Origin of the sequence: Sanguibacter sp. HDW7 (genome assembly GCF_011300875.1) — a bacterium.
In the GTDB taxonomy this organism is placed as follows: domain Bacteria; phylum Actinomycetota; class Actinomycetes; order Actinomycetales; family Cellulomonadaceae; genus Flavimobilis.
This window is the reverse complement of sequence record NZ_CP049862.1, coordinates 2430590-2448286: the sequence shown is the minus strand read 5'-3', so window position 1 is coordinate 2448286 and position 17697 is coordinate 2430590. Positions and strand designations below refer to the sequence as shown.

The following is a 17697-nucleotide window of genomic DNA, read 5'->3' as shown; positions in this document are numbered from 1 at the left end:
CGCGGGTCAGTCGCGCTGCGCGTCGTCGTCCGACGACGGGGTGCCTGAGGTGTCCTCGGCAGGTGCCTCGTCGTCCTGGTCGTCCTGCGCGGACGTCTCCACGGGCGACACGACCCAGTCCGAGCCCTCGGCAGACGATGCCGGCGCGTCGTCGTACGCGGCCCAGGCCGCACGGGCGTCGGCGACGTCGATCGCCTCGGTCGCGGCCGTGGGGACGTGCGCGGCGGGGGTGGGGGCCTCGTCCACGGCTTCGAACGCTCCCGTCGCGGCGCTCGCGGCGCTCACTCCAGAAGCGGCGCTCAGCCCGGACGCAGCGCTCACGCCGGAGGCGGCGCTCCTGCTGCTGACGATGGCCGTGCCGTCGGCGACCTCGGTCGCCTCGACCGGCACCGCCTCAGCGAGCGTGACGCCTGCGGCGACGCCCGCGCTCACGCGGACGCTGCCGGTCGCAGGCGACTCTCCGGCGGGGTGGAGCGTGTCGTCGAGGTCGAGCATCATCTCGACGGCGTCAGCCTGGATCTGCTCGTCGCCCTGGTGGACGCCGTGGAGGAGCCAGCGGACGAGCGCCAGCTCGCTCACGAGGTGCGCGCGGTCGACGAGATGGGTGTCGGAGAGCTCGGTGCGGGCCTGCCGATAGGCCTCGAGGACGGACTCGACGGCGTCGGCCGGGGCGACGACGACGAGCCATGCGAGGTCGTCGGCGGGGTCGGCGACCTGGCAGGACGACCAGTCGAGGATGCCGTTGACGGTCTGCTGGGCGACGAGCACGTGGTCGGCGCCGAGGTCGCCGTGCGTGACGACGGGCCGGTAGCGCCACACGGCGACGTCCTCGAGCGAGGCCTCCCAGCGGCGCAGGAGCCGCACGGGGACGCGGCCGGTCGCGGCGGCCTCGTCGAGCTCGGCGAGGCGTCGGCGCCGGTAGTCGTCGGCGGAGTAGGCGGGCAGCCCGGCGTCCTCGACGAGCGAGGCGGGCAGCTCGTGGAGCGCGGCGATCGCCTGCCCGACGGCGCGCGCGAGGCCGGGGCCGGGGCGCAGCGACTCGACGGGCAGCGCCGTGCCGGGGATCTCGGGGTAGACGACGGCGCGCCCGCCCTCGTCGAGCTGTGCGAAGCCGGCAGGCGCGGGGACGGCGAACGGCAGCCGGCCGGAGTCGACGTAGGCGCCGAAGGAGCGCAGGAGCGCCATCTCGGCCTCGAGGCTCGCGCCGGCGACGGTGTCGCGGGGCGAGCGGACCATCCAGCGGCGGCGCTCGTCGTCGATGACGAGCGCGATGTCGTCGTCGCCGTCGGACGCGACCTTGCTCACCTCGACGGCGCGCATGCCGGGGACGGCGGCGGTCGCGAGGGCGGCGAGGGCGAGGTCGGAGCGGTGCATCGCTCCACGGTACGGCGCGTGGGGCCGTGGTGCGGTGAGGGCACGCCCTGCGGCCTGCGTCGCGCGTACCGTGAACGTCGTGACGATGCCGACCGACTGGTCCTCCCTGCCGCTGTCCCGCACGGGCACCGACCGCGCCGCGGCGCGGCGGACCGAGCCCAGGAACCTCGCGCGGCTCCTGGCCGCGCCGTCGACGCGCGTGCTGCTCGTCCGCGGCGGGGAGCTCGCGCTCGAGCCGGGTGCGGGGCACCGCCTCGCGCTCGTGCCCGCGGCCGAGGCCGCGCCGGCGGCCGGGCAGGCGCTCGTGTGCGACCTCGGCAGGTCGCCGCGCGACGGCGGCACGGACGTGCTCGCGCTCGTCGTGCCCGCGTCGCGTCCGGGCGTCGGCATCGAGGGTGTCGAGGCGCCGACACCCGCGGAGGGACTCGCGGCGGGGCGTCGTTGGGGTGCGCTGCGGGACGTGGGGCACCTGCTCGACGGGCACGACGCGGGCCTCGCGACGGCCGCGGTCGCGCTCGCGGCGTGGCACGCGCGGGCTCCTCGCTGCCCGTCGTGCGGCGAACCGACGGTTCCGGTGGCGTCGGGCTGGGCACGTCGCTGCGAGGACGAGGGCGTCGAGCACTACCCGCGGACGGATCCCGCGGTCATCATGGCGGTCGTCGACGCGGACGACCGCCTGCTGCTCGGGCACGCCGCGCACTGGCCGGAGCGGCGCTTCTCGACGCTCGCGGGCTTCGTCGAGGCGGGCGAGGCGGCGGAGGCTGCGGTGCGCCGCGAGGTGCTCGAGGAGACGGCCGTCGTCGTCGGCCGCGTCGAGTTCCGGGCGTCGCAGCCGTGGCCGTTCCCGGCCTCGCTCATGCTCGGGTTCGTCGCGCGCGCGGAGACGACGACGGTGACGACGGACGACGTCGAGGTGACGGATGCCCGCTGGTTCACACGCGCCGGGCTCGCGGCGGACGTCGCGGCGGGGCGGGTGCTGCTGCCCATGAGGTCGTCGATCGCGCGGGCGCTCATCGAGGAGTGGTTCGGCGGGGAGCTCGACGAGCCGGTCTGACGTCGGGCGTCGGCCACGGCCGGGCGTAGGTGTCGGGAGAGGGCCTGCGGGCGTAGTATCTGTTCGTCCGCGGGCGCTGCGGACGACGACGCCGCAGCCTGCGGACGGAGCGGGGCGTGACCTCCGGGTACGCGGGAGCTCCTGGCAGGAGCCATCTCGCGGCGTACGGACGGACGAGCACCTGCGCATGCCTGGGTGCTCGCCCTTCGCCGATCTGCGGCGTGCTGCCGGACACGGCGGCGGCCCCTGAGCCCCCTCGGTGCCGTGCGTCGGGCAGGAGCACGTCGATCCCGTATCTCTGGTGACGAACGAAGGAAGTGCTGTGGCACGAGCAGGCGGCAGCCGGTCCGGGAACGCCCGTGGCGGCTCGGGCGGTTCTGGCGGCCAGCGTCGGCGGGACGGCGACGACGGTCTGGCCGGGGTGCTCGCGGGCGTCGCCCGTGAGATCGACGCTGCGGTGCGCAAGCCTCCGACGCGCCCTGCGGTGCGGACGAAGTTCCAGGTCGTCGCGCTCCTCGTGCGCGAGGAGCGTGCGCGCGTCCAGGGCGACGGGACGCTCTCGGCCGCGAAGCGCACGCACGAGCTCAAGCGCCTCGACGGCGTCGCGACGTCGCTCGCGAGGATCGCGGTGCGCGACACCTCGCTCCTCTCGCTGCTCGCGGAGGACGCGAAGGTCTCGGCCGCTGCGCACACCTACCGGACGACGATCCTGCGCGCCGCGGGCGTCGAGATGCCCGAGCCGGTCGTCGAGGAGCCCGAGCCCGAGCCGGTCGTCGAGCGAACCGCCTCGCGCCGCGTCGAGCCTCGGTCCGCCGTGTCCCGCCGCCTCGCCAACCCGTTCCTCGCACCGAACTTCGAGGCGGTCGCCGAGCGTCAGGCGGCCCGGCCGCGCCGGCTGGCCGGCTGGGAGCTGCTCGAGCCGTTGTTCCGGTCGTTCGAGGTCGCCGGGACGGGCGAGGCTGCGTGCATGCCTCTCCCGGACGGGACGCTCGCGGCCGCTCCGCCCGGGCGCCAGCTCATGCACCACCAGGCGCAGGTCGTGCATGCCGCGGCCGGCGGTCACCGCACGTTCCTCCTCGCCGACGAGCCGGGGCTCGGCAAGACGGCGCAGGCGCTCCTCGCCGCGCAGGCGGCCGGGGCCTTCCCGCTGCTCGTCGTGGCGCCGAACGTCGTCAAGACGAACTGGGCGCACGAGGCGCGGCTGTGGGTCCCGCAGCGGCGCGTGACGGTCATCCACGGTGACGGTGACGGCAGCGGCGACGGGGCTCAGGTCGACGCGTTCGCGGACGTCATCATCATCAACTACGAGATCCTCGACCGGCACGTCGGCTGGCTCGGCGAGCTCGGCTTCCGCGGCATGGTCGTCGACGAGGCGCACTTCATCAAGAACCGGTCGTCGCAGCGTTCGCGCAACGTCCTCACGCTCTCCGAGCGCATCCGGGAGCGCACGGCGAAGCCGCTGCTCGTCGCGCTCACCGGGACGCCTCTCATCAACTCGGTCGAGGACTTCCGGGCGATCTGGCAGTTCCTCGGGTGGATCGACGAGAAGCTGCCCGTCGGCGGCCTCATGACCGCGCTCGAGGACACGGGGCTCAGCCCGGGCGAGCCCGGGTTCTACTCGGCGGCGCGACGGGCAGTCGTCGACATGGGCATCGTGAGGCGTCGCAAGGTCGACGTCATCGCCGACATCCCCGAGCGGCGGGTCGCGGACCTCCCGGTCGAGATCGACGGTGCGCTGGGTCGGTCGATCCGTGCGTCGGAGGAGGCTCTCACGCGGCGCATGGTCGAGCACTACACGACGGCGCTCGCCCACAGGTCGGGGGAGGCCGTCGACGGGGTGGACCTCGTGCTCGCGCGTCGTGTTGCGGCGTCCGAGCTCAAGGACTCCACGTCGAAGGCGAAGGGCGAGAACATCTTCACGATGGTGCGCCGCCTCGGACAGGCCAAGGCGGGTCTCGCGGCCGACTACACGGCGCAGCTCGCACGCAACGTCGGCAAGGTCGTGTTCTTCGCCAAGCACGTCGACGTCATGGACGAGGCGGAGCGGATCTTCACGGAGCGGGGCATCTCGTTCGTCGCGATCCGTGGCGACCAGAGCGCCCGCGCCCGGGCGCACGCCGTCAAGGCCTTCACGGAGGACGACGACGTGAAGGTGGTGGTGTGCTCGCTCATGGCGGCGGGCGTCGGCCTCAATCTCCAGGTGGCGTCGAACCTTGTGCTTGCCGAGCTGCCGTGGACGGACGCCGAGCAGACCCAGGCGATCGACCGCGTCCACCGCATCGGTCAGGACGAGCCTGTCACGGCGTGGCGGATCGTCGCTGCGCAGACGATCGACGCGAAGATCGCCGAGCTCATCGACGCGAAGTCGGGGCTCGCCGCGCGGGCTCTCGACGGCGCCGACATCGACGACGACGCCTCGTCGACCGACGTGCAGCTCGAGGCGCTCGTCGCGCTGCTCGTCGGGGCGCTCGAGGGCGCCGCGTCCTGACACTGCGTCGCGGCCTCGCGCCGGTGCCCGGCGGGAATGCCGGCCCGCGCGGGATCGTTATGCTGCCGAGGGCCGTCAGGCCCGCTGACCGTTCCGGACGCCCGTGCGTCCGACACCCCGGAGGTATCTCGTGACCATCGCCGCCCCGCACGTCCCCGAGGCCGGTTCCGTCGTCATGTACTCGACGACGTGGTGCGGCTACTGCACGCGCCTGAAGTCGCAGCTCGACTCCGCGGGCATCGGGTACACCGAGGTGAACATCGAGGAGGTCCCCGGCACGACGGACTACGTCGCGTCGGTCAACGGCGGCGACTGGGTCGTCCCGACGGTCGTGTTCCCCGACGGCACCGCGGCGACGAACCCGTCGCTCGCGCAGGTCAAGGCCCGCCTGGCCTGAGATCTCTCGACGAGGGCCCGCGGGCGTCCCCGGGGACGTTGCGGGCCTTTGTCGTCCCCAGGGACGGGAGCCGGTTCCGTGGATGTCGGTGGCGCCTGGGATGATCGACGACGATGACTCCCGACGAGATCCTTGACGCCCTCGACCCCGACCAGCGCGCTGTCGCTGAGGTGGTGCACGGGCCCGTGGTCGTGCTCGCGGGCGCGGGCACGGGCAAGACGCGGGCGATCACGCACCGCATCGCGTACGGCGTGCGCGCGGGCTACTACCCGGCGGCGTCGGTGCTCGCGGTGACGTTCACGGCGCGTGCGGCGGGGGAGATGCGTGCGCGGCTTCGGGCGCTCGGCGTGGGTGGCGTGCAGGCGCGCACGTTCCACGCGGCGGCGCTGCGGCAGGTCGGGTACTTCTGGCCGAAGATCGTCGGCGGTGCACCGCCGCGCATCGTCGAGCAGAAGGCGCAGATCGTCGCGCACGCCGCGACGGCGCTCGGCATCTCGGTGGACCGGCTCGCGGTGCGCGACATCTCCTCGGAGATCGAGTGGGCGAAGGTCTCGCTCGTCCCGGCCGACGGCTACGCGGAGGCCGTCGCGGCGCTGCGGCGCGAGCCCCCGGCGGGGCTCGAGGCGCAGACGGTCGCGCGCCTGCTGCGCGCGTACGAGGACACGAAGAACAACCGCGCGCTCATGGACTTCGAGGACGTGCTGCTCTACCTCGCGGACATGATCGGCTCGCACACGTCGGTCGCGAACGAGATCCGGCAGCAGTACCGGCGCTTCGTCGTCGACGAGTACCAGGACGTCTCGCCCCTGCAGCAGCTCGTCCTCGACCAGTGGATGGGGCCGCGCCGCGACCTGTGCGTCGTCGGCGACCCGTCGCAGACCATCTACTCGTTCACGGGTGCGACCCCGCGTCACCTGCTCGAGTTCCGCAAGCGCTTCCCGGATGCGACCGAGGTCCGCCTCGTGCGGGACTACCGCTCGACGCCGCAGGTCGTGGGCGCGGCGAACGCGCTGCTCGCGGACCCGCGCGCGCGGACGTACGCGGGCCTCGAGCTCAGGGCGCAGCGGCCGGCGGGTCCGCCCGTGGGCCGGTCCGTGCACGACGACGACGAGGCGGAGGCAGCGTTCGTCGCCTCGCGTGCCGCGCGGCTCGTCGCCTCGGGCGTGCGCGCGAGCGAGATCGCGGTGCTCTTCCGGACGAACGCCCAGTCGGCGGTTCTCGAGAACGCGTTCGTCGACGCGGGCGTGCCCTACCTCGTGCGCGGCGGCGAGCGGTTCTTCCAGCGCAAGGAGGTGCGCGACGCGCTCGTCCTGCTGCGCGGAGCGGCCCGTGCGGTCGATCCCGACGTGCCGCTCGGCGAGGCCGTGCGCGACGTCCTGCTCAACGCCGGCTGGTCGCCCGAGCCGCCCGCGACGCGTGGCGCCGTGCGGGAGCGCTGGGAGGCCATGCAGGCGCTCGTCGCGCTCGCGGACGATCTCGCCCAGCGTGAGGGCGCGGACGTCCGGATGCTCGTCGCAGAGCTGGACGAGCGTGCCGCGGCGCAGCATGCGCCGACGGTCGAGGGTGTGACGCTCGCGTCGCTCCACGCCGCGAAGGGCCTCGAGTGGGACGCCGTGTTCCTCGTGGGGCTGAGCGAGGGCCTCATGCCGATCTCGCTCGCGACGGACCCGGCGTCGGTCGCTGAGGAGAAGCGCCTGCTCTACGTCGGTATCACGCGTGCCCGCGAGCACCTGCACCTCTCGTGGGCACGTTCGCGCGGCGGCTCGGGACGCGCCTCACGGAAGCGTTCGCGCTTCCTCGAGCACCTCGGCGCCGACGCCACCGGGGCGCGGCGGGGCACCGTCGTCCACGACCGCAGCGAGGGTCCTGACCCGGTGCTGCTCGACGCGCTGCGCCGCTGGCGCGACCTGCGCGCGGAGGACATCGGGCGGCCCGTGCACGTCGTCGTCACGGACGTCACGCTCGAGGAGGTCGCGACCCTGCGGCCGACGACGCTCGCCGAGCTCGCCGACGTGCGAGGGCTCGGCGCGGACCGTCTCGACCGGTACGCGGACGACCTCCTGCGCATCCTCGAGCAGCACCGGTCCTGACGCCAAAGATCACGAACAGGTCACGATCGCAGAAGGTCCCCGATAAAGAGTTGGCCCTGCCGTGCTGGGCCGGTCTACGGTAGTCAAGTTCCTGACGGAGAGCCCACGACGCCGAGCGTCGCAGGCCTAGAAGAGAGAGGGGTGAGCACGCATGAAGAACTTCGAGACCACGACGATCCAGATCGTCGATACCGGGATGTCCGGTGGTCGTCGTGCGCGTGCCCTCCTCGCCGGAGCACACCGTCTGCTCCCGAGCGCCGCACATGCAGCGCCCCTGACGTTCCCGTACGGCATCTGACGCCTCGCGCGTCCACCGACGAACGTCACACCCGCCCGCCCGGCGGAACCCCTCGCAGAACGCGTCCCTGAGGCGCACCCGGCATCGCTGCCGTGACGTGAGGCGTTTCCCGGCGTGGCGCACCTTCTCTCTTTTCGCAGCACTCGGAACACCCGGAGGCCACCGTGCGGCCCAGCATGCTTCTCGCCCCGTCCATCCAGCGTGACGACCTCGTCGTCGCCCCGATCTCCCGACCGACGACAGTCACCCCGACGCCGTCGACCATGACCACGACGATCTCGACGCGCGAGGAGCGCGCCGAGTTCGACGCCCTCCTCGCCGCGGTCGTCCCGTGCCGTACCGAGGACCCCGAGCTCTGGTTCGCCGAGCGCACCGCGGACGTCGAGCGCGCCAAGGCCCTGTGCCGGGACTGCCCGCTCGCCGTCGGATGCCTCGCGGGCGCCGTCGAGCGCAACGAGCCGTGGGGCGTCTGGGGCGGCGAGGTCTTCGTCGACGGCCAGGTCGTCGCCATGAAGCGCGGCCGAGGCCGGCCGCGCAAGGTGCGTCCCGAGGACGCGCAGGTCGCATGATGCGCAGCGACCGTCCCCGGGACGCGCAGGTCACGCCGTGACCGCCGTCCGCCCGGCATCAGCCCGGGCCGCAGCACCGCAGGCCGGTGCACCCGCCGCGCGGGTGCGCCGGCCTTCGGCGTTCTCGGGGGACGTCGCGCGCCGGGGCACGACGCAGGCCGGGGCACGGCCGAGGGCGAGGACGCGGACCGCACGGGGTTCGCGTCGCCCGGGGGCAGGTGCCAGTGGCAGGGGCGGGACGACGTGCGGTCACGCGCAGCCGCACACCGGGTGCACGGGCCAGTGCTCGGTCCTCTGCGCGAGGTCGGGCAGGGAGAGCGTCGTCGTGCGGGTGAGTCCGCGCGGAGCCGAGCCGTGCGCCAGGAGCCCGAACGTCCGCGCGACGGCGAGCCCAGCGCCCGCGAGGGCGAGCACGGGGTCCTCGACACCGCTGCCGGCGTGACGTCCGCGTGCGGGCGGGACGCCCTCGTCGGCGCGGTGCAGGTCGACGCAGCGCAGGCAGGCTGTCAGCCCGGGGATGACGCCCGGGCCGACCTCGAGCCTTCCGCGCGACCACGTGACGAGCAGGTGCGGCACGCCCTGCGCGACGAGGCGCCACGTGCAGGCAGGGTCGATCTGCTCGTGCGTGACGACGACGGCGGCCGTGAGCGTGCCAGGGTCGTGGCCGTCGAGGACCCCGGGGGAGACGGCCGTCGTCGTGGCGGAGTCGGCGAGCACGCCCGCAGCCGCGGCCGGACGTGACCGCCCGAGGTCCGCGAGACGGTAGCCGCCCGCGCCGAGGTCGTCGTGCCGGACCGTGCCCGCGTCGTCGAGGACGAGCCTGCGTGCACCGAGCGACGCGAGCGTCCGCGCGATCTGCAGCCCGAGTCGTCCGAGCCCGAGGACGCCGACGTTCGCGCCATGGAGCACGGCGACGGCCTCGTGCGGGAGGCGTTCGACGAGGTCGGGCGCGACGGGGCCCGGCAGGACAGCGCCCGGCAGGACGGGGCCGGACGCGGCGGGCCCGGGGTGGTGGCGGCGGGGAGGGCTCTGGAGGGTCACGCCCCGAGGATCGCAGCGGGGGACCTCCCGTGGGAGTTGTCCACAGCCACGGCGCGTACGGTCACGTCCTGCAGCGGGTCACGGTACGGTCAAGCCATGAGCGAGGGGGCTGGCGTGACCGGAGGTGCCGTCGAGGTACGCCGAAGCCGTCGCCGCACCCGCACGGTGAGCGCCTACCGCGAGGGCGGCCGGACCATCGTCGCGATCCCCGCGCGCTTCACGAAGGCCCAGGAACGCGAGTGGGTCGAGCGCATGCTCGAGCGCCTCGCCGCCAAGGAGGCCCGTCGTCGCCCGTCGGACGAGCAGCTCCTCGCGCGGGCGACGGACCTCTCGGCGCGCTACCTCGACGGCCGCGCAGTCCCGGCGAGCGTCACGTGGTCCGCGCACCAGGAGCGACGCTGGGGCTCGTGCTCCGTCGACGACCGCACCATCCGCATCTCGACGCGCGTGCGCGGCCTGCCGTCGTGGGTGCTCGACTACGTGCTCGTCCACGAGCTCGCGCACCTGCTGCAGGCGGGCCACGGCCCGGGCTTCTGGGAGCTCGTCGAACGCTACCCGCGCACCGAGCGTGCCCGCGGGTTCCTCGAGGGCGTCGCGTTCACGCACGACCACGGTGACACGCACGACCACGGTGACACGGGCGACCACGGTGACACGGGCGACCACGTCGACTGACGCGATCCCACGACACGACCGTGGCGCAGGCCCGCACATCGGGCCCACGCCACGTCGTTCGCACCACGTCGTTCACGCCGTGCCGTTCACACCTCGGGACTCATCCCTGCGGCGTGGCCCCGTCGTCCCCCTCGGCCTCCGCGAGGAAGGCCTCGATCGCGCGGTCGACGTCCGCAAGCTCCGCGTCCGTGCTCGCCCGCCGACCTGCGAAACCCGCGGGGTCGTCGAGGTCCTCGGCCGTGGGCAGGAGGTCCGGGTGGTCCCACACCGCGTCACGGCCCTCGAGCCCCGACTGCTCCGCGATGAGCCGCCACAGCGCCGCGGCCTCCCGCGAGCGGCGCGGACGCAGCTCGAGCCCGACGAGCGTCGCGAACGTCTGTTCCGCAGGGCCGCCCGCGGCGCGGCGCCGGCGCATCATCTCGCGCAGCGGCATCGCGTGCGGCAGGTGGGGGAGCGCGGCGTTCGTCGCGACCTCGTCGACCCAGCCCTCGACGAGCGCGAGCGTCGTCTCGAGACGCTCGAGCGTCGTCCGCTGCTCGGCGGTCTGCCCGATGCCGAAGAACCCGCCGCCCGAGAGCGCGGCCTGCAGCTGACCGGGGTCGGAGGGGTCGACGTCGCGGACGGCCTCGTCGAGCGCGTCGACGTCGATCGTGATGCCGCGCGCGTACGCGTCGAGCAGCCCGAGGAGGTGCCCGCGCAGCCACGGGACGTGCGTGAAGAGGCGCGCGTGCGCGGTCTCGCGCAGCGCGAGGTAGAGCCGGACCTCGTCGAGCGGGGCGTCGAGGCCCTCGGCGAACGCCTCGACGTTCGCGGGCAGCATCGCGCTCATGGGCTCGCTGACGAGCGGTACGCCGATGTCGGTGAGGCCGAAGACCTCGCGCGAGAGGGTGCCGGCGGCCTGGCCGATCTGCATGCCGAACATCGCCGAGCCGAGCCGCTCGAGCAGCGACGTCGGGTCCGCGAGCGCGCCGGGGGGAAGGACGGCGGCCATGCCGGCCGGGAGCATGCCCTCCATGTCCTCGGGGAGGCGCTCGCCGAGGATGCGGGTGAGCGCGGCGACGAGGTTGGTCGCGACGGGCGCGGCGAGCTGGGACCACGCGGGCAGCGTGCGCTCGACCCACTCCGAGCGGCTCCACACGACACGCGTCCCGCCCGTCGGCGCGAGCTCGGTCGCGATGTCGAGCCAGAGGTCCGCGACGCCGAACGCGTCGAGGGCCGCGCGACGCTGTGCGTCGCCGACGCTCGGGTCTCCGCCCGTGACGGCGACCTGACGTGCGACGTCGTGCGCGACGTCGCGGTTGACGGGACCAGAGCCGGTCGACAGCAGCGACCTCACCTGGGCGAGCACCTGGTCCATGAGGCGCGGGTCGTCCGAGATCCCGGCCGCCGCGTTGAGGGCGTCGACGTCCATGCCTCGCGCCTTGAGCTGGGCGATCGCCTCGTCCGCGTCCGCACCGAAGACCGAGCGCAGCAGCCGCTCCCAGGGCTCCTCCTGGGGGGTGCCACCCTCGAAGTGGTCCGTCATGTGTGTCTCCTGGTGCCGAACGGCGTGCGACCGGACGGCCGGACGTGGGAACATCCACGGTAGCCGTCACGACGTCCGGGGGAAGGGGCTGCAGCCATGTCGGAGGGGCAGGTTCGCTCACGGCGCACCGTGCTGCGCGGGCGGGGGCCCGTCGTGGACACGTTGTCGAGGATCCTCGACGCGGAGCCAGACGCGCCCGTCGAGGGTGCGGTCGATGTCGTGGTCGTCGTCGACGGCGGCTCGTTCGACCCCATGCCGCCGTCGCGCGTCGCGGCGTGGCTCGCGGAGCACGATGCGCAGATCGCGCGCGAGGTCGCCGAGTTCCAGCCCGGGTCGGTGCACCGGCTCGTCGTCGTCTCGTCGGCCGCGGTCCTCGGCGCGCTCCCGCAGGGCGGTGTCCATGACGACACCTCGGTGCCGCCCGACGAGCTCGAGGGAACCTCTGCGATGACGGCTGCGCTCGAGCAGCACGTCGTCGCGGCCGCGACCGAGCTCGGTATCCCCGTGACGGTCGTGCGCGCGGCGCCCGTCGTGGGTCCGGGCGTCGACACGATGATCACGCGGCACTTCGAGATGCCGTGGCTGCTCACGCTGCGTGGCGTCGAGCGGGAGTGGCAGCTCCTCCACGTCGAGGACCTCGCGACGGCGGTGCGCGCCGTCCTCGACCACGACGTCGACGGGACGATCGTCGTCGGCACCCCGGAACCTCTGTCGACCCGTGAGGTCGTCGCGGCATCGGGCATGCGTCGCGTCGACCTGCCCGCGCAGACGGCGTTCGGCATCGCGGAGCGCCTCCACCGGGCGGGGCTGCTGCCCGCGTCGGCCGCCGACCTTGCGCTCGTCGTGCACCCGTGGACCGTCGTGCCCGAACGGCTGCTCGCGCTCGGCTGGGAGCCGCGCCGGTCGAACTCCGAGTGCCTGCGCGAGCTGCTCGCCGGCGTCGAGGGGCGCACGGCGCTCGTGGGGCGGCGGGTCCAGGGCCGTGACGCGGCCGCGTTCGGCGCCGTCGGGGCGGCCGTCGCGTTCCTCGGGACCGCTGCCGTCATGCGGCAGGTCCGACGCCGCTGACCTGCCCGGGACGAAACCTGTACGCGGCTCTCAGCGACCTCGTGGATGATGGACGACGTGTCCGACGCCCCGCAGCAGCCCACGCTCCCCGGTGACCTCGCGCCCGTCGACGAGCGGCCCCAGCTGCCGCTCCTCACGCGCCGTGTCCTCACGCAGTCGATCGCGCTCGTCACGACCGCGCTCGCGGTCGCGGCGGCGATCGCGCTGCCGACCGGGTACGTCGTGCGGATGCCCGGCCCGACGTTCGACACGCTCGGCACCGGGGGGACCCCCGTCATCGAGGTCACGGGTGCCGAGACGTTCCCGTCGACGGGACAGCTGCGCTTCACGACGGTGTCCGCGCTCGGCAACCGCGACCGGACGGTTCCCGTGGCGCGGCTCGTGCGCGCCTGGCTCGACCCGGACGAGGGTGTCTACCCGGTCGAGGCGATCTTCCCCGAGGGCACGACGTCGGAGCAGACCGCGCAGCAGGGGCAGGCCGAGATGGTGACGAGCCAGGAGTCTGCGACGGTCGCGGCGTTGCGGGCGCTCGGGCGGACCGTCGTCGAGACCCTCACGGCGGTCTCGACGGACCCTGAGATGAAGGCGTACGGCGTCGTCCTGCCCGGTGACGTGCTGCTCGCGCTCGACGGCACCCCGATCGTCTCGTTCGAGCACCTCGGCACGATGCTCGACAAGATCGAGCCAGGGACGACGGTGACGCTGCGAGTCGAGCGTGCAGGCACGCCCCAGGACCTCGAGGTCGTCACGTCCGCCGGGCCCCCGGCCCAGGCGGGCGGCGTCGACAGGTCCTTCCTCGGCGTTTCCGTCGACCGGTCCTTCGAGACCGACCCGGTCGTGACGATGCACATCGACGACGTCGGCGGGCCGAGCGCGGGCACGATGTTCGCGCTCGGGATCATGGACCTGCTCACGCCCGAGGACGAGACGGGCGGCCAGATCATCGCCGGCACGGGCACGATGGCCATCGACGGCACCGTCGGCCCGATCGGTGGCATCACGTACAAGATGCGTGGCGCGCGGGACGACGGTGCGCGCTGGTTCCTCGCGCCCGCCGAGAACTGCGCCGAGGCCGTGGGGCACGTGCCGGACGGCATGCGTGCAGTCAAGGTCGCGACGCTCGACGAGGCCTACGACGCCGTCGTCGCGATCGGTGCGGGGCGGGGCGACACGCTGCCGACCTGCTCCTGACGGTTCTCGCGGGCACGGGCGAGGGCGGTCCTCACGGAGCCCGCCCGCGACCGGCTCAGTCCTCGAACGTCGCCGTGAGCGCCGCGACGAGCCCCGGAACGAGGTCGGGGCCGAGCGCGACCTGCGTCGGGTCGTCGTTGCGGCGCGTGCGGATCGCGCACCACGACGGGCCGTCGCGCAGGACGGCGACCGCGAGCCGCACGTCCTCGCGGTCGGGGTGCCCCGCGAGGTAGTCGAGGGCCTCGTCGGGGTCGGACGGCATCGCGACCTCGGCCTCGGGCGGGACGATGACGCGCTCGACGACGAGCGCCGCGCCGTGGACCGTCGGCGGCCACGCGAGCGACCCCAGCAGCTCCTCGAGCGTGTCCGCGGGCGGCAGATCCTCCTGCTCGATCGACAGCATCGCGAACTCGTTCGCCTCGACCTGGCCGGGGAGCTCGGGCATCTGCTCCGCGAGCTCGGGGGAGGAGGCGAGGGCCTCCTTGGTCCGGATGATCGCGAAGACGCGCGGCGGGCCGTCCCAGCCGCCACGTGCGACGTGCTGCTCGATCTCGCGGATGGTCTCGGACAGCGTCAGCTCCTCGAGCGTGTGCTCGCGTGCTCCCTCGGTGGTCATCGCACCAGTCTGCCGGACGCGCGCGCGGGCCGCCGAACCGGCGCGGGAACCTCTGCGCGTCCCGGGGCGTTGGGCCAGCGAGAACGTCTCTCGTCAAGAAGGTAGAAACCGTGGCATTCACACGTCCACCTGCTGATCGTCCTGACCCTCGGCGCGCGCCGTCGGGCGAGCGTCGCAAGGTCAGCCCGCTCGGAGTCACTGTCGGCGTCGTCGCCGCGATCGTCGCGGTCGTCGTCCTTGCGGCCCGCTTCTGGACCGAGGTCCTCTGGTTCGACCAGCTCGGCTTCGAACGCGTCCTGCTCACCGAGTGGGGCGTGCGCATCGGGCTCTTCGTCGTCGGATTCCTCGTCATGTCCGTGACTGTCGGCGTCAACCTGCACGTCGCATGGCGCAACCGCCCCGTGTACGCACCCTCGACGCCCGAGCAGGCGACCCTCGACCAGTACCGCGAGGCCGTCGAGCCGCTGCGGCGCCTCGTGACGTTCGGCGGTCCCGCGCTCCTCGGTCTCTTCGCGGGCGGCGCGCTGTCATCGCGCTGGGAGACTGTCCTGCTGTGGATCAACGGCCAGAGCTTCGGCGTCAAGGACCCCGAGTTCGGGCTTGACGTCTCGTTCTACACGTTCACCCTGCCGGGCCTGCGCATGGTCGTCTCGACGCTCCTCGCGATCGTCGTCGTGAGCCTCATCGGCGCAGCCGCGTTGCACTACCTCTACGGCGGCATCCGCCTGGGCACGGTCGCCGCGGGGGAGTCGCGCACTACCCGTGCGGCGCGCGTGCACCTCTCCGTCCTCGCGGCGGTCGGCATGCTCCTGCTCGCGGCGAACTACTGGCTCGACCGCTACACGATCCTCCTCAGCTCGAGCAAGAACATCACGGGCGCGACGTACGCGGACGTCAACGCGGTCATCCCGGCGCGCGCGATCCTCGCGGGCGTCGCCATCCTCGTCGCGATCCTCTTCGTCGTCACCGCGGTGCGCGGCAACTGGCGGATCCCCGCGATCGGCGTGGGCCTCATGATCGTCTCCGCCGTCGCGATCGGCGGGATCTACCCCGCGATCGTCGAGCGGTTCCAGGTGCGGCCCAACGCGCAGGAGCTCGAGTCCGAGTACATCCAACGCAACATCGACGCGACCCGCACGTCGTTCGGCATCGACGCCGTCAAGGAGACGGACTACGACGCGAAGACGACGGCGACCGCCGGCGCGCTGCGCGAGGACTCCGAGACCGCGGCGTCGATCCGGCTCCTCGACCCCGCGATCGTCTCGCCGACGTTCACCCAGCTCCAGCAGAACCGTCAGTACTACTCCTTCTCCAGGTCCCTCCAGGTCGACCGCTACGAGATCGACGGCGAGAAGCGCGACACCGTCATCGCGGTGCGCGAGCTCAACCAGGCCGGCCTCGGCGAGGCCCAGCGCAACTGGGTCAACGACCACACCGTGTACACACACGGCTTCGGCGTCGTCGCCGCGTACGGCAACGCCGTCAACAAGGACGGCCAGCCCTCGTTCTTCGAGGGCGGCATCCCGTCGGTCGGCGAGCTCGGCGAGTACGAGCCGCGCATCTACTTCGGCCAGAACTCGCCCGAGTACTCGATCGTCGGCGCGCCGTCGGGCTCCGGGAACTGGGAGCTCGACTACCCGGACAACAAGGAGGGTCAGGTGATGACGACCTTCCCGACCGGGACCGTCGCCGCCGGCCCGTCGATCGGCAACCCGATCAACAAGCTCCTCTACGCCGTCCGCTTCGGCGACGAGCAGCTGCTCTTCTCCGACCGCGTGACGTCCGACTCGCAGATCCTCTACGACCGCGACCCGCGCGAGCGTGTCCAGAAGGTCGCGCCGTACCTCACGCTCGACTCGCGCGTGTACCCGGCGGTCGTCGACGGCCGCGTCAAGTGGATCGTCGACGGGTACACGACGAGCTCGCAGTACCCGTACGCGACCCAGCAGTCGCTCGAGGACGCGACCGATGACACGGCTGCGCGCAACAACCTTGTCGCCGAGATCGTCCCCCAGACGGTCAACTACATCCGCAACTCCGTCAAGGCGACGGTCGACGCGTACGACGGTTCCGTGACGCTGTACGCGTGGGACACCACGGACCCGGTCCTCAAGACGTGGCAGAAGATCTTCCCCGCGTCGTACACGCCGGTGAGCGAGATCTCGGGCGACCTCATGAGCCACATCCGATACCCGGAGGACCTCTTCAAGGTCCAGCGTGCGCTTCTCGCGAAGTACCACGTGACGGACGCGTCGGCGTTCTTCTCGAGCGCCGACTTCTGGCAGACGCCCAACGAGCCGACGTCGAAGTCCGAGACCAACGCGCCCCTGCAGCCGCCGTACTACCTGACGATGCAGATGCCGGGTCAGGACGCTCCCGGGTTCTCGCTCATGTCGACGTTCATCCCGGGCGGGACGACGACCGGCCAGCGGCAGGTGCTCACGGGCTACCTGTCGGCGGACGCGGAGGCCGGTGACCAGGCCGGCGTCATCGGCGAGGGCTACGGCACGCTGAGGCTCCTCAACCTGCCGAAGGACAACGCCGTGCCCGCGCCGGGCAACGTGCAGAACAACTTCGACACGAACGCGCGGATCGCCGACGCCATCACGGGTCTGCGGGTCGGCAACGCGACTGTCGTCTCGGGCAACCTGCTCACACTGCCCGTCGGCGGGGGCCTGCTCTACGTGCAGCCCGTGTACGTGCAGTCCTCGTCGGGCACGAAGATCCCGCTCATGCGCAAGGTCCTCGTGTCGTTCGGTGACCAGGTCGGTCTGGGCGACTCGCTCGGCGAGGCGCTCGACGACGTGTTCGGCGGCAACTCCGGTGCCGTCACGGAGGAGGACAGCCCCGGTCCGACGGCTCCGCCGACGGACGAGCCCACCGACACCCCGACGGACGAGCCGACGGACACGCCCACCGACACGCCGACGGACGAGCCGACGACCCCGCCCGCGTCGGGCACGCCCGCCGAGCAGCTCGCGACGGCGCTCTCGGACGCGGAGAAGGCGATCAACGACGCCGACACCGCGCTCAAGGCAGGCGACTTCGCGGCCTACGGCGAGGCGCAGAAGCGCCTCGAGGACGCGATCTCCCGTGCGATCGCGGCGCAGGGCAAGGGCGCCTGACGAGGGCACCCGTCACGACGGTCGGAGCCGGTCGTCCCGCGAAGGGCGGCCGGCTCCTGCCGTCTGCGGGACGGTGCTCCGGCCGCCCCTGCGACACGGGACCCCGGCTCCATGCGGCCCGGTCGCCGGGCGGCAGGTCGAGGTGCACGGCGTGGGTGCGGGGGCGTAGGTGCGCGGCGTCACAGC

Annotated in this window: 14 protein-coding genes; 10 read left to right on the top strand and 4 right to left on the bottom strand. The window is 73.2% G+C overall.

Going from position 1 to position 17697, the window contains the following annotated elements; translation table 11 throughout:
• Positions 1-6 precede the first annotated feature (6 nt).
• Positions 7-1374: a phosphotransferase gene (locus G7063_RS11165; protein ID WP_166414458.1), complete on the bottom strand. Its 1368-nt coding sequence runs from the start codon at positions 1372-1374 to the stop codon at positions 7-9.
• Between the two features lie 85 nt (positions 1375-1459).
• Here G7063_RS11165 and nudC point away from each other — a divergent pair, with 85 nt between their 5' ends.
• The 6 genes from nudC to G7063_RS11135 all read left to right on the top strand — a co-directional run bounded on the left by nudC (position 1460) and on the right by G7063_RS11135 (position 8270).
• Entirely contained in the window at positions 1460-2428 is a 969-nt protein-coding gene (nudC, locus tag G7063_RS11160) for an NAD(+) diphosphatase (RefSeq protein ID WP_166415332.1), read from the top strand.
• A gap of 322 nt (positions 2429-2750) precedes the next feature.
• Positions 2751-4916 carry a DEAD/DEAH box helicase gene (locus G7063_RS11155; protein WP_166414457.1) on the top strand — a complete coding sequence of 722 codons (2166 nt, stop codon included), beginning with the start codon at positions 2751-2753 and terminating at the stop codon, positions 4914-4916.
• 175 nt (positions 4917-5091) lie between these two features.
• Positions 5092-5313: a mycoredoxin gene (locus G7063_RS11150; protein ID WP_166415331.1), complete on the top strand. Its 222-nt coding sequence runs from the start codon at positions 5092-5094 to the stop codon at positions 5311-5313.
• Between the two features lie 113 nt (positions 5314-5426).
• Complete coding sequence (locus G7063_RS11145; protein ID WP_166414456.1) at positions 5427-7403, top strand: ATP-dependent helicase; 1977 nt, start codon at positions 5427-5429, stop codon at positions 7401-7403.
• A gap of 151 nt (positions 7404-7554) precedes the next feature.
• Entirely contained in the window at positions 7555-7701 is a 147-nt protein-coding gene (locus tag G7063_RS11140; RefSeq protein WP_166414455.1) for a hypothetical protein, read from the top strand.
• Positions 7702-7964: 263 nt separating this feature from the next.
• On the top strand, positions 7965-8270 hold the full coding sequence (locus G7063_RS11135; RefSeq protein WP_206188269.1) for a WhiB family transcriptional regulator: 306 nt from the start codon (positions 7965-7967) through the stop codon (positions 8268-8270).
• 249 nt (positions 8271-8519) lie between these two features.
• Here G7063_RS11135 and G7063_RS11130 read toward each other — a convergent pair whose 3' ends face one another.
• Positions 8520-9311 (bottom strand): ThiF family adenylyltransferase, encoded by a 792-nt coding sequence (locus G7063_RS11130; RefSeq protein WP_166414453.1) that lies wholly within the window; start codon positions 9309-9311, stop codon positions 8520-8522.
• 96 nt (positions 9312-9407) lie between these two features.
• Here G7063_RS11130 and G7063_RS11125 point away from each other — a divergent pair, with 96 nt between their 5' ends.
• Positions 9408-9986, top strand: coding sequence for a M48 family metallopeptidase (locus tag G7063_RS11125; protein ID WP_166414452.1), 579 nt, complete (start codon positions 9408-9410; stop codon positions 9984-9986).
• Positions 9987-10086: 100 nt separating this feature from the next.
• Here the strand turns inward: G7063_RS11125 and G7063_RS11120 are convergent, their stop codons facing one another.
• Positions 10087-11511 carry a zinc-dependent metalloprotease gene (locus tag G7063_RS11120; RefSeq protein ID WP_166414451.1) on the bottom strand — a complete coding sequence of 475 codons (1425 nt, stop codon included), beginning with the start codon at positions 11509-11511 and terminating at the stop codon, positions 10087-10089.
• 153 nt (positions 11512-11664) lie between these two features.
• Between G7063_RS11120 and G7063_RS11115 the strand changes: the two genes are divergently transcribed.
• A complete protein-coding gene (locus G7063_RS11115) occupies positions 11665-12579 on the top strand; it encodes an NAD-dependent epimerase/dehydratase family protein (protein ID WP_240916049.1) in 915 nt (304 codons plus the stop codon).
• Between the two features lie 57 nt (positions 12580-12636).
• A complete protein-coding gene (locus tag G7063_RS11110) occupies positions 12637-13770 on the top strand; it encodes a PDZ domain-containing protein (RefSeq protein WP_240916048.1) in 1134 nt (377 codons plus the stop codon).
• 55 nt (positions 13771-13825) lie between these two features.
• Here G7063_RS11110 and G7063_RS11105 read toward each other — a convergent pair whose 3' ends face one another.
• Entirely contained in the window at positions 13826-14386 is a 561-nt protein-coding gene (locus tag G7063_RS11105; RefSeq protein WP_166414448.1) for a PPA1309 family protein, read from the bottom strand.
• Positions 14387-14496: 110 nt separating this feature from the next.
• On the opposite strand from G7063_RS11105, the gene G7063_RS11100 reads away from it, so the two are divergent.
• Complete coding sequence (locus G7063_RS11100) at positions 14497-17511, top strand: UPF0182 family protein (protein ID WP_166414447.1); 3015 nt, start codon at positions 14497-14499, stop codon at positions 17509-17511.
• The last annotated feature ends 186 nt before the right edge of the window (positions 17512-17697 follow it).